Here is a 12,030-nt window from a genome sequence, read left to right on the forward strand (position 1 = left end):
TTGTCGTACATCTTAACATGAGGCGTTCGCAGAGGATCTGGTACTTGGTGCAAGCCAATGAGCAAATTCTTCGGTAAAGCGATCGCTCAGAATCGCCTCCCTGATCCGCACAGTAAAGCGAATTAACTCCGTAACGTTGTGAATCGACAGCAGAGTATGACCTAGAGCTTCGTGAGCCCGGACTAAGTGACTTAAATAAGCACGGCTAAAAGTTTGGCAAGTATAGCAGGGGCAATTTTTATCAACAGGGCCGTAATCTTCTCGAAACTGAGCATTTTTGAGATTCCAGCGTTCCCCTCCTACCAAAACCGCCCCGTGACGCGCCAAGCGAGTAGGAATCACGCAGTCAAACAAATCTACACCAGCCGCGATCGCCACTGCCATCTCCCGGTAAGTGCCAATTCCCATCAAATAGCGAGGTTTTTCTGGAGGTAAAAGCGGTGCAGTCACCTTTACAATATCTTCGATCATTTCCCCAGGTTCACCCACACTCACCCCGCCGATCGCATAACCAGGTAAATCCAAATCTACCAACTGATTAGCCGCGCGCGATCGCAAATCTGGATAAACCCCACCTTGAACAATACCAAACAAAGCCTGATCCGATCTTTGGTGACTAGCAATACACCGTTTCAGCCACCGGTAAGTGCGATCCGTCGCCGCCGCCACATCTTCCCGTGACGCGGGATAAGGCGGGCACTCATCAAAAGCCATAATCACATCCGCACCCAAATCATTTTGAATTTGGATCGAAAGTTCCGGTGTCATGTGGATCATCATCCCATCGCGGGGAGAGCGAAACTTCACCCCATCCTCCCCAATCGTGCGAATCTCACTCAAACTGAATACCTGAAATCCACCAGAATCCGTCAAAATTGGGCCTTTCCAAGCCATAAACTTGTGCAATCCGCCAGCACCGGCAACAATTCCCTCCCCCGGTTGCAGGTGCAAATGGTAAGTATTCGCCAATACCATCTGAGCACCCGCCGCCTCTAGATGTGCAGGTGTGAGAGTTTTGACATTAGCCAGCGTCCCCACTGGCATAAATCTAGGTGTTTCTACCGAACCGTGGGGAGTTGTAAAAATACCTGCACGCGCTTGTGTTTGGCTACATTTAGCCTGAGATTGAAAAGAAAAATTATCCGGCATCAGGCATGAGGTAATGGGAGTTTTGGGAGATTGTGTCAGTTAGCCATTAGCCATTAGCCATTAGCCATTAGCCATTAGCCATTAGCCATTAGCCATTAGCCATTAGCCCTACTTCCAAACGCTGCCAGTAAAATTAAAATGGGCAGTCATCGTCATCGAGTTGGACATCCCAGTTAGCTGAGAGCACTTGATCCACCACTGCATCCAAAGCAGCCGCGTTTAAGTTCCGCGTAACTTGCTCTTGGAGAGGATTTGATAGGGGAATCAGCCGCAACTGGCGGCCATCTTGCATCAAGTCGAAATAAGACCCCTCTTCCGGCGACTGTTTCAGTTCTAGGTAATCAAAACTATAAACATTCAAATAGAGCGCGTGGTTAGCAATCAGAGTGGAACGAGTGGGATCGGCAAAGACCTCCAGCACGTATCCTTCTCCTTCGCTGCAAATTATACCATCCTGAATGTGGATGTAGCGGACGCGGCCCAAATCGACTAGCAAGCGTTGTAGATCCCGCTTGTTGACAACAATCCCCGTATCCACGATACAAGGAGCAGCCACCCTGTTATTAAATTGATTGTGACTCATGGAACTAAAGCCTCTGGTGTAGTTGTGTTCGCGTTGCGGAAATTAAGGAACCCGCTAGCATTCTGGGGAGGAAGAAGGGGATAAATTGAGATTAGCCGCCACTCAGATCGAGATTTTCGGGTTCGCTGCCCCTACCAGTTTCTTGGGAAATGGATTGAGCAGGAGCGCTACCCTACCTAAGACCTGAAGGGGTGTTACCGATCCAATTCTGGCATACCCTAGTGGATTCACAACTCCCTTAAAATACTGAAAATTTATATCCTATGGTAGATAATAATTGGGTTCGCTATCTAAGTAAGTATTTCAGGACGCAGGGAACAGCTTTTGCTGCTGCTATTGCCTTCTACACTTGTTTGCCTGTACCCATCTCTTGGACTTTGGAATTTCGTGGTATTGCGCGTTTGGCTCCTCCAATCGGCTTGATGATAGGCGGTATATTGGGTCTAGTCGATGCTGGGTTGCAGTTTTTGGGGATGCCTGTACTTACGCGCTCGGCTTTGGTGGTTCTCAGTGGAATTACGGTAACGGGCGGTTTACACTTAGATGGAGCGATGGATACGGCTGATGGGTTGGCTGTTGGCGATCCCCAGCGGCGGCTGGAGGTGATGGCTGATAGTGCGACGGGAGCTTTTGGGGCGATGGCTGCGATCGCGATCGTGTTGTTGAAAACTGCGGCCCTGAGCGAGTTAAATGGCGATCGCTGGTTGGCTTTGATGGCGGTGGCTGGTTGGGGTAGATGGGGGCAATTAGTGGCGATCGCGCGTTATCCTTATCTGAAGGCTACTGGCAAAGGAGCTTTTCATAAAGATACTTTTTACTCGCCTCTGCATTTTTTACCCGGACTATTTTTATTGTTATGCCTGAGCAGTTTACAAATTATTTTAGACCGCGATCGCTGGCTTTTGGCAACAGGAATGGCTTTGGGGGGAGCGGCGATCGCTATTCTCACAGGAGCCTGGTTTAATCGCCGTTTAGGAGGTCATACCGGGGATACTTACGGTGCTGTTGTTGAGTGGACAGAGGCATTATTATTATGCCTTTTAGCCGCTTTACAAAATTAAAAATCAAAATTTAAGCTGTTGCTTTGTAGCCCACTTGCAAAATCCTCGGCAAAGTTTTCGGCTCTAAACTTGCAAATATTATCCTACATGGTAATTTGGAATGACAGAAAATCTACAAACCCCTCATAGTGGCTATCACTGGGATGGTAGCGTTCGCCGCTTTTTTGAAGGTTGGTATTACCGAGTAACTTTACCACAAAAAAGGCAAACTTTTGCTTTTATGTATTCTATTGAAGATCCCGCAGGCAATCAACCTGAAAGCGGCGGGGCAGCGCAAATTCTCGGCCCGGATGATGGCTATTTATGCCGTACTTTCCCAAATGTAAACACATTTTGGGGATGGCGGAATGCTTTAGGTTTAGGCCATTGGGGTAAGACAGATTTACAGATTCAACCTAAATATTTAGAGCCGCAGGTGTTTGACTCCCATATCCAAGAAGGCTATCAAGCAACTGCTACCTGGCATCAGGGATATTTGCACGATCCGGGGAGCGATCGCACCTGCTACTGGCAATATGAAATTAAACCCGTTTACGGTTGGGGAAACTCCGGGGAAGCGCAGCAGTCAACTGCGGGTTTACTATCTAGTCTACCGATTTTTGAACCAGGATGGCAGATTTTAATGGCTCATGGTTTAGCGAGTGGCTGGATTGAATGGGATGGCGATCGCTATGAATTTACAGATGCACCAGCCTACGGCGAAAAAAATTGGGGTGGTGCTTTTCCTAAAAAGTGGTTTTGGCTTAATTGTAATTGTTTTGACGGCGAATCTGACTTAGCTTTAACTGCTGGCGGTGGCAGGCGAGGTGTGTTGTGGTGGATGGAATCTGTAGCGATGATTGGCATCCATTACAGAGGGAAATTCTATGAGTTTGTACCTTGGAATTCTGAGGTAAAATGGGATATTGACCCTTGGGGAAGGTGGCAGGTTAACGCTAAAAATAGTCAGTTTGAAGTTGAGTTGATTGGCACTACTGAACTGCCGGGAACACTGTTGCGAGCACCGACAGAAAAAGGTTTAGTATTCTGTTGCCGCGATACAATGCAGGGAAAACTCAGCTTACAACTTCGAGCATTGCAAGGCAAAGGTAATTCTAAAATTATTTTAGAGGCTCAGAGTAATCTTTGCGGTTTAGAAACCGGCGGCGGGCCTTGGGATGAAGCTTGGCGATCGCAAAGCGAGGGATTAGCAATTAATGGACATTTTAATTGTTGAATCGGAAACTCTGGATATTTAATTAACAACTTTAGAGTTTAATTTATCAGCTATTTTTATTAGTTATAGTTTTTGAGGCTCCTGTATGATTTTAATTATAAGTAGTTAGCAATTTTATAAAGAATTAACACATTAAGCGATCTAGAACACAAAAGCGATATCATATTTATATGATTGCTTAATGTCTAAGGAAGCCAATGAGACCAAAGAGCAAAGCAGATTCAACAGCAAGCTTTGACGACCAATCATCAAGTCTCACACAGCCAGTGTTGCTAAATCGGATCGCTAACCGCATTCGTCAATCCTTAGAACTAGGGGAAATTCTGTCAGCGACAGTTGCAGAAGTGCGTTCATTTTTGGGAACAGATCGCATCAAAATTTATCAGTTTCAGCCTGAAGGTCACGGACTGGTAATCGCAGAGTCGATTTATGAAGATCGCCTACCCTCCCTATACGGTTTAAATTTTCCTGCCGATGATATTCCTACTTATGCTAGAGAATTATTCTTGCGAGCCCGCCAGCGCACAATTATCGATCTAAGCACCCATCAAATTGGTATTAGTGCCTTGGACTCAGTAGAAACTGGAGAACCTTTAGAAACGCAAGATATTCGCTATCGTCCGATTGACCCCTGCCACCTGGAGTATCTAATAGCGATGGGGGTAAAATCTTCTGTGGTAGTACCAATTGTCATCGAAACGGCAAGCAGGAGTGAGTCGGAACTACCGTCTCTACAATCTAATCAGCATCTCTGGGGATTGCTGGTATCGCACCATTCAGAACCGCGAACTGTGACTGAAGAGGAATTAAGGTTTATTCAGTCAGTTGTAGATCAAGTATCAGTGGCGATCGCGCAATCAATTTTATTAGAACAAGTCCGGGAACAAGCCAAACAAGAAGCTAATATCAACCGCGTTACAGCAGTGCTCTACACCCTGCCACCAGTTAAACTACAAGCGGCGCTGGAGGAAACAGTTGCTTTGTTTCGCGGATCGGGAGGCCGACTATATTTACCCACAAACGAAACCCAGCAAAGCATTGAGTTGTACGTCTGTGGTACCCAACCAGAACAAATCGATCGCATACACAATCGATACATTGAGGAGAATTTGCTCTGGCAGAAATTCCTCACCGCCAAAGTGCACGCCGGCGATAGCAAATCTAGTTCAGGCATCAAGCCTTGGTCAGTGGAATGGATGCGAGCGATGTATGCCTTGTCAGCCGTTCCCTGGGAATCAAATACCAACTCAAATATCTGGCCAATTGCCGACATCTATCGGGAACCCCTATTTCGTACCCTGGTTCCCGCCTTTCAAAACACCCAAATTCGGGGGGTGCTGATCGTACCGCTTTACTTTGGGCAAGAAGTAGTGGGCTGTTTGACTATTTTTCGAGAAGATAGCGATCGCGAAATAGTCTGGGCGGGCGAACACGATCCCGATACCCGCCAACTGTCACCGCGCCAATCCTTTGCAGCATGGCGGCAAATTAAGAAAGAACAAGCACAGTCTTGGACAGAGGCCGACATTCGACTGGCTCAAGCCTTGTCCGAACTTTTTTCTAGCGCCGTGAAACATTACAGGCTCTACGGACAGCTACAAACCCTAAATGCCAATCTGGAGTTACAGGTACAAGTACGAACAGCAGAGTTACAACATTCAAATGCGATCGCCAATCAACAGCGAGCAGGGGCAGGCATCCTTTCCAAACTGCAAAAAGCATTGGATGTAGAAACGATTTGTCGTACAGCAACCCAGGAAGTACGGCAGTTATTAAACATAGATCGGGTTGCTATTTACTGCTTCGATGCTGACTGGGGTGGGGGATTTATCAGAAATCTTGAATCCGTCAGTCCCGCATGGACGCAGATCGTACTAGCAACCAGAACGGTCTGGAATGATAGCTATTTACAGGAAACTCAAGGCGGTCGCTACAAAAACCATGAAATTTCTAATGTAAGTGATATCTACAACGCTGGACTTTCTCCCTGCCATATCGAAGTTCTCGAACATTATTGCATTCGAGCTTTTCTGGTTATACCCATCTTTATCGGAGACAAACTCTGGGGACTGCTAGGAGCCTATAACCATAGCACCCCGCGCCTATGGAAAGATTCGGAATTAGTATTTACTAATCAATTTGCTGCCCATTTAGGCGCTGTCTTGGATCGCAAGCAGGCAGAAATTGATTTACTCGAAGCCAAAGAACAATTTGAATTAGCTCTTCGTGCTTCCCATGATGGCTTTTGGGATTGGGATTTAGTAACTGGTGAAATGTATTATTCACCGCGCTGGAAAGAGATGCTGGGCTATGATGATAGCGAGCTACCTAACTCACCTGAAACATGGAAAGCTCTAATTTTTGATGAAGATTACCCCCTCACTCTTCAGTTAATTGAAGACTACAATACTGGAAAAGTCGATCAGTTTTTAATGACTCAAAGGTTCTATCACAAAGATGGTTCTACTGTTTATATTCTTTCTCAGGCAATCCATGTTAAAGATGAAAACGAGCGCGTAGTTCGCATGATTGGCGCACATTCTGATGTTACCAAAATGGTGAAAATTCAGGAAGCGATGGAAACATCGAAAATGCAGTTAGCCAGTGTTTTAAATAGCTCTTTGGACGGAATTATGGCGTTTCGATCCGTGAGAAATAAAGCGGGTGAGATCCAAGACTTTGAATGGCTGTTGGCAAATCCTGCTGCTTGCGAAATGATTAATCGCAAGCCTGAAGACTTAATTGGGAAATACTTACTAGAAGAAATGCCGGGAAACCTGGAGGAAGGACTATTCGAGCGATACATCCAGGTAGTTGAAACAGGCACGATGATGGATCGTGAGTTTTGCTACGATCGGGATGGGTTAAATTCTTGGTTCCAAAATATTGCCGTCAAACTTGGCGATGGCTTTGTTGTCACGTTCCGAAATGTCACAAATATCAAACGCTCAGAACAGGCTCTGCAAGAGGCTAACAGGCAGCTAGAAGAGCGAGTTGGGGAACTGAATCAACGAAATAGTGAGATGGTTCTTCTCAGTGAAATTAGTGACTTTTTACAAGCCTGTTTAACAATTAAGGAAGCTTCTGCCACGATCGCAACCTTAGTGCAATCGCTGTTCCCTGAATGTTCGGGCGGTATTTTCATCACTGCCAACTCGCGCAATCGCTTGGAAATAGTGACATCGTGGGGAAATCCGCTGTATTCAGAAACTATATTCCATCCCAAAGATTGTTGGGCGCTCAGGCGCGGACGAGTGCATTGGATGGGTAGCGATCGCCACGAACTAATCTGCAACCACATTAACCATAAAGATCCTCCCGCCGAATCTCTGTGCATCCCCATGATTGCTCAAGGGGAAACGCTAGGTTTGCTATATTTGTGTACAACAGCACCCCATACGATCTCGGAATCTAAACAACGATTAGCTCGTACTGTGGCGGAACAAGTGGGAATGGCGATCGCTAACCTCACCCTGCGAGAAACTTTGCAAAATCAAAGTATCCGCGATCCGCTGACTGGTTTGTTTAATCGCCGCTATCTTGAAGAATTTCTGACGAAAGAAATTGATCGAGCGCAGCGCAATCATTATTCTATCGGCATTATTATGCTCGATATCGACAATTTCAAGCAATTCAACGATACCTTGGGGCATGAAGCTGGAGATTTTGTGCTGCAAGAAATTGGCTATCTCTTAAAAAAAATGATTCGAGTTTCAGATGTTGCTTGTCGCTATGGTGGCGAAGAAATGACCGTGATTTTGCCTGAATCCTCTCTGGAAGATACTTATATAAAAGCTGAAGAACTGCGCGAAGCGATCGCTCAACTCAAACTCAATTACAATGGAAAAAGACTTGAAGGGTTAACGGCTTCATGTGGAGTAGCCTGCTTTCCCGATCGAGGAACCACAGGTAATGCTGTGATTATAGCAGCCGATGCTGCTTTGTATCAAGCAAAGGGATCGGGAAGAAACAAAGTTATTGTTGCCAAGAAATAAACTTTTATTGGGAATTGCTAATTGCTAATGGCTAATGGCTAATGGCTAATGGCTAATTGGTAATTGCTAATTGCTAATTGTTAATTGCTAAGGCGTACCTCACTTGCAAAAGAGGCCATATAAGATCAATACTTAATAAGTAAAACATTCACTTATCCTGACAGCTATGTTCCACTCCTTTACTTTCCTAGCCCGCAAATTGTTTTTCCATCCCTGGGTAAAACAAAGCCTAAAGATGATATTGAGCTTAGTGCTTTGGTTCGCTGTCTCTACGGTTCCTCTAGCATTTGCTGCCGATAACTCTAGTCCAGTTGGTGATTTATTGCGCCAACCCGCAACCGAAATTCCTATCAGTTTGGGCAGTACAAGTGACGAACTTAAGTTTTTTCCAAATCTCCTAGAATTTCAGTCAGGAAAGCGCTATAAATTAGTGCTGAAGAATCCTAGTCCTGAGAAACATTATTTTACTTCCAAAGACTTTGCCGATGCGAGTTGGACTCAAAAAGTCGAAGCGGGTAATGTAGAAATCAAAGGAGCAATTCGCGAATTAGAACTTAAACCGGGAGCGGAGGCAGAATGGGTATTTGTACCGATGAAGTCGGGAAGCTATAATCTTCGGTGTACGGTTCCGGGACACGCGGAAGCAGGAATGACTGGGAAAATTACTATTTCCGCTCCACAGGCGGCATAATATTAAATTCTAGGGTGGCGATCGCATAAGCCAATCAGTAGCAAGTGCGATCGCTCCCTTGCTGTTTCTAAGGAAAAAATTAAGCTACCTTAGATTTAGGAAAATTTATCAATAGCTCTCGGCCCGACACCCGTACCAATTGAGTCCGATATTTTTCCTTATTTCCCTAAACTCCTTATCACACACTTAGCGAATTGTCAATTACGTCAGTAACTCAGGGTTAAAGCCACTGAGCTTGTAAGAGCAAATCTCGAAGCAGGCTATTCTGACCAGCCTAAGTCTTAACGACTACGTTATTTGGGTTACGACACCTCGGAATGCGAAGCTAGTTCCCTGCTCTGTCGTTTGCAATTAAACAGTTCTAAAGTCACTGGAACAGTGTTGCAAGCCTAACAAGCCCTTATAACATTGGCGAAGCTAACATTACCCCGTAAGGGAGGCCCAACAAAGGCAACCATTATGCGTACAGGATTGCGAGGTTTGAGATGGTAATTGTCCCATCGAAAGTACATTACAAAAGTACACCAAGCTAAACAATCCCAAGGCGGTAATGGACAAAAAAGATTCACGGTGGTTAAAACCACCCGTATCGTCTCTCTATAAGGTCTAAAGACTCTGATTTTCCCACTTACCGAGCTTTTTTATGAACATTTTTGGTAGTCTGCTTTCTCAACCGGCTCAACCCCCCCAAGCCAAAAAACGCCGAGGTATTGAGATTAAATCTCCGCGCGAAATTGAAATTATGCGGCAGGCAGCTTTGATTGTGGCAACTGTACTCAAAGAAATTTCGCAACTCGTAAAGCCGGGGATGACGACTGCCGATTTAGATGCCTACGCTGAGAAACGCATCCGCGAAATGGGGGCAACGCCAAGCTTTAAAGGCTATCACGGTTTCCCTGGCTCGATTTGTTCGAGCATTAATAACGAAGTCGTACACGGTATACCCAGTGCGAAAAAAGTGATTCGAGCGGGTGATGTTTTGAAAGTGGATACCGGAGCTTACTATCAAGGCTTTCACGGGGATTCTTGCATCACCATTCCCGTTGTTGAAGTCACTCCCGAAGCCGCCAAGTTAATCCGTGCGGCAGAAGCAGCGCTCTACAAAGGCATTGAACAAGTGAAAGCGGGAGCCTACCTGCTTGACATTGCTGGAGCGATTCAAGATTGCGTCCAAGCTCATGGTTTTACTGTAGTCGAGGAATTTACAGGTCACGGCGTGGGGCGAAATTTGCACGAAGAACCTTCTGTTTTCAACTTCCGCACCCGCGAGATGCCAAATGTTAAACTAAGAACAGGGATGACCTTGGCGATCGAGCCGATTCTGAATGCGGGTTCTAAATATACCCGGACACTGGCAGATAAGTGGACGGCTGTCACCGTTGACAACTCTCTTTCTGCTCAGTTTGAGCATACGGTGCTAGTGACGGATGATGGCTACGAAATCTTAACTGACCGCTCTAAGGTTTAGAGGAGCAGGAAGCATATAAGATTTGGGGCGAGGGAGCGGAGATTTCCTTCTTGCTTCTTCCTTCACAGCACAAAGATCGGGTTAAGCTTAACTTTGGAGGAGAGGTTTAAGAATTATTATGAGCGAGCAAACTCCCTATGAATTGCTTGGAGTCCCTGAAGATGCTTCATTTGATGAAGTGCAAGATGCGCGGGGACGTATGGCCGATCAGTACGGCGGCGATAAAAAGCGTATGGAAATAATAGAGGCGGCTTACGATGCGATCCTGATGGATCGTTTGCGACAGCGCCAAGAAGGGAAAATTAAGGTTCCCGAACGCATCCGCTTTCCAGAGCGTGCAGTCCCATCATCTCCCAGCTTTGCTCCGGCTCCAGCTAAGGGAGGCCCGGCTTGGCTGCAACGACTGCTCGATTCTCCAAGTCTACCTGATATTTTATGGCCGGGTGGCGTATATGCGGGGCTGAGCGGTCTGAGTATTTACCCTGGCGGGAGTGACTCTGTGCTACAGCTAACTTTGGCTGTGGGTGTGGGTTCTTGCCTTTACTTTCTCAATCGCAAGGAACAAAAGTTTGGTCGAGCTGTGCTGCTAACTGTGGCTGGCTTAATTTTTGGGTTGGTATTGGGGGGTATTCTTGGCTCTTTTGTGACTGGGACTTTGATCGCCCCAGAGAAATTTATTGCTTTGTTTACGTTTGTAATCTTGTGGCTAGTTAGCAGTTTTCTCCGTTAGTTGTTAGTTGTTAGTTGTTAGTTGTTGGTTGTTAGTTGTTAGTTGTTGGTTGTTGGTTGTTAGTTAGAAAATTAAGCCAACTAATAACTATCAATCCCAATTACCAATTACCAATTACCAATTACCAGTTAACAGTTAACAGTTAACAGTTAACAGAATATCGACGGCTTCGGCTAGATTGCTGACAATTAAATCGGGTTTGTACATTTCTAATTGGGTGCGATCGCGAATCCCGCAAAGCGCTCCCATAACCTTAACACCGTGCGTTTGTGCTGCTATAATATCCGCTTCCGTATCTCCTACCATCCACACATCAGATGCAGGGGGAAGTTCCGCTATGGCTTTCGCCATTAGCAGAGGTTTGTCTTTGGTATCGCCAGTTTTAAGATAATCGTTGGGGAGACAATAACGCCGATCTAGGGGGAAAAATCGCCCTATGTCACAGCGGCTAAAGGCTTCGTCGAGTTCGCGATCGCGCCGCATTGTCATTACCACTAAATCAATTCCTGCCTGTTGCACTCTTTCCAAGGTTTCCAAAGCGCCCGGAACGGGTTGGTCGTAAACTAAATAAGGGAGCGTGTGGACTGTTTTGCGTCGATTCTGGGCAAATTCTGCCGCTTGATCTGCGTCTAATCCTGAGATGATACCGATTTGGGTTTCGGGAGTGCGCGATCGCTTCATTTGCCAAAACTCCTGTTTCGTGAGCTCGCGGATTTCTTGGTCTGGACGCTGAACCTGTGCCAGACAGAGCTGATAAACTCGATAGTAGCGTTCCGAAACATCCATAATCGGCCCATCGAAGTCAGTAATAAGTCTTAGCATCTGGTGTAGTTACGTTAAGTTTTAATACAAATTGTTAGTTATTATATCATTATTCTGGAATCCTTCTATAGCAACCTTCTTGACAGTTAGGGAACTCACTCATTGCTAAAACCCGCTGATGCTCTTCTCTTATATTCCCTTATTTCCTTATTCCCTATATTCCCTAGCCCTCAGCATCGGAGCATCGTAGCCCCTAGTTATAATTGACATGACCAAGCTAGCGGAGTAAAGTCTAGAGGGGGTGACACCCCTTATCATAACTTTAGCAATAGTCAATATTTACTTATTCTCTTATTCCCTTATTCCCTAGCCCCT

Annotated in this window: 9 protein-coding genes; 6 read left to right on the top strand and 3 right to left on the bottom strand. The window is 45.8% G+C overall.

The genetic code is table 11. The features are described 5' to 3' along the window. Positions 1–12: 12 nt before the first annotated feature. Positions 13–1,149 carry a tRNA guanosine(34) transglycosylase Tgt gene (tgt, locus tag OSCIL6407_RS0125180; RefSeq protein ID WP_007353092.1) on the bottom strand — a complete coding sequence of 379 codons (1,137 nt, stop codon included), beginning with the start codon at positions 1,147–1,149 and terminating at the stop codon, positions 13–15. A gap of 133 nt (positions 1,150–1,282) precedes the next feature. Then, positions 1,283–1,732 (bottom strand): hypothetical protein, encoded by a 450-nt coding sequence (locus OSCIL6407_RS0125185; protein WP_019487820.1) that lies wholly within the window; start codon positions 1,730–1,732, stop codon positions 1,283–1,285. A gap of 263 nt (positions 1,733–1,995) precedes the next feature. On the opposite strand from OSCIL6407_RS0125185, the gene cobS reads away from it, so the two are divergent. The 6 genes from cobS (at position 1,996) to OSCIL6407_RS0125215 (ending at position 10,893) form a co-directional block, all read left to right on the top strand. Next, positions 1,996–2,793 carry an adenosylcobinamide-GDP ribazoletransferase gene (gene cobS / locus OSCIL6407_RS0125190; protein ID WP_007357480.1) on the top strand — a complete coding sequence of 266 codons (798 nt, stop codon included), beginning with the start codon at positions 1,996–1,998 and terminating at the stop codon, positions 2,791–2,793. Positions 2,794–2,893: 100 nt separating this feature from the next. Beyond that, the gene (locus OSCIL6407_RS0125195; RefSeq protein ID WP_007357481.1) at positions 2,894–4,009 is read left to right on the top strand and encodes a tocopherol cyclase family protein; all 1,116 of its coding nucleotides are present in this window, start codon (positions 2,894–2,896) and stop codon (positions 4,007–4,009) included. A gap of 197 nt (positions 4,010–4,206) precedes the next feature. Next, positions 4,207–8,004, top strand: a complete 3,798-nt coding sequence (locus OSCIL6407_RS0125200; RefSeq protein ID WP_007357482.1) for a diguanylate cyclase — start codon at positions 4,207–4,209, stop codon at positions 8,002–8,004. Between the two features lie 235 nt (positions 8,005–8,239). Further along, positions 8,240–8,695 (top strand): plastocyanin/azurin family copper-binding protein, encoded by a 456-nt coding sequence (locus OSCIL6407_RS0125205; RefSeq protein ID WP_007357483.1) that lies wholly within the window; start codon positions 8,240–8,242, stop codon positions 8,693–8,695. Between the two features lie 643 nt (positions 8,696–9,338). After that, positions 9,339–10,163: a type I methionyl aminopeptidase gene (gene map / locus OSCIL6407_RS0125210; protein ID WP_007357484.1), complete on the top strand. Its 825-nt coding sequence runs from the start codon at positions 9,339–9,341 to the stop codon at positions 10,161–10,163. A 118-nt stretch (positions 10,164–10,281) separates the two neighbouring features. Beyond that, a complete protein-coding gene (locus OSCIL6407_RS0125215; RefSeq protein WP_007357485.1) occupies positions 10,282–10,893 on the top strand; it encodes a CPP1-like family protein in 612 nt (203 codons plus the stop codon). Positions 10,894–11,028: 135 nt separating this feature from the next. Here the strand turns inward: OSCIL6407_RS0125215 and OSCIL6407_RS0125220 are convergent, their stop codons facing one another. Then, positions 11,029–11,715 carry an HAD family hydrolase gene (locus OSCIL6407_RS0125220; protein WP_007357486.1) on the bottom strand — a complete coding sequence of 229 codons (687 nt, stop codon included), beginning with the start codon at positions 11,713–11,715 and terminating at the stop codon, positions 11,029–11,031. Positions 11,716–12,030 lie beyond the last annotated feature (315 nt).

It is taken from the genome of Kamptonema formosum PCC 6407 (assembly GCF_000332155.1).
GTDB lineage: Bacteria > Cyanobacteriota > Cyanobacteriia > Cyanobacteriales > Microcoleaceae > Kamptonema > Kamptonema formosum.

Bases quoted from the DNA above. Each gene is read 5' to 3' on its own strand.
- tgt (WP_007353092.1), bottom strand. From the start codon at position 1,149: ATGCCGGATAATTTTTCTTTTCAATCTCAGGCTAAATGTAGCCAAACA.
- OSCIL6407_RS0125185 (WP_019487820.1), bottom strand. From the start codon at position 1,732: ATGAGTCACAATCAATTTAATAACAGGGTGGCTGCTCCTTGTATCGTG.
- cobS (WP_007357480.1), top strand. From the start codon at position 1,996: ATGGTAGATAATAATTGGGTTCGCTATCTAAGTAAGTATTTCAGGACG.
- OSCIL6407_RS0125195 (WP_007357481.1), top strand. From the start codon at position 2,894: ATGACAGAAAATCTACAAACCCCTCATAGTGGCTATCACTGGGATGGT.
- OSCIL6407_RS0125200 (WP_007357482.1), top strand. From the start codon at position 4,207: ATGAGACCAAAGAGCAAAGCAGATTCAACAGCAAGCTTTGACGACCAA.
- OSCIL6407_RS0125205 (WP_007357483.1), top strand. From the start codon at position 8,240: ATGATATTGAGCTTAGTGCTTTGGTTCGCTGTCTCTACGGTTCCTCTA.
- map (WP_007357484.1), top strand. From the start codon at position 9,339: ATGAACATTTTTGGTAGTCTGCTTTCTCAACCGGCTCAACCCCCCCAA.
- OSCIL6407_RS0125215 (WP_007357485.1), top strand. From the start codon at position 10,282: ATGAGCGAGCAAACTCCCTATGAATTGCTTGGAGTCCCTGAAGATGCT.
- OSCIL6407_RS0125220 (WP_007357486.1), bottom strand. From the start codon at position 11,715: ATGCTAAGACTTATTACTGACTTCGATGGGCCGATTATGGATGTTTCG.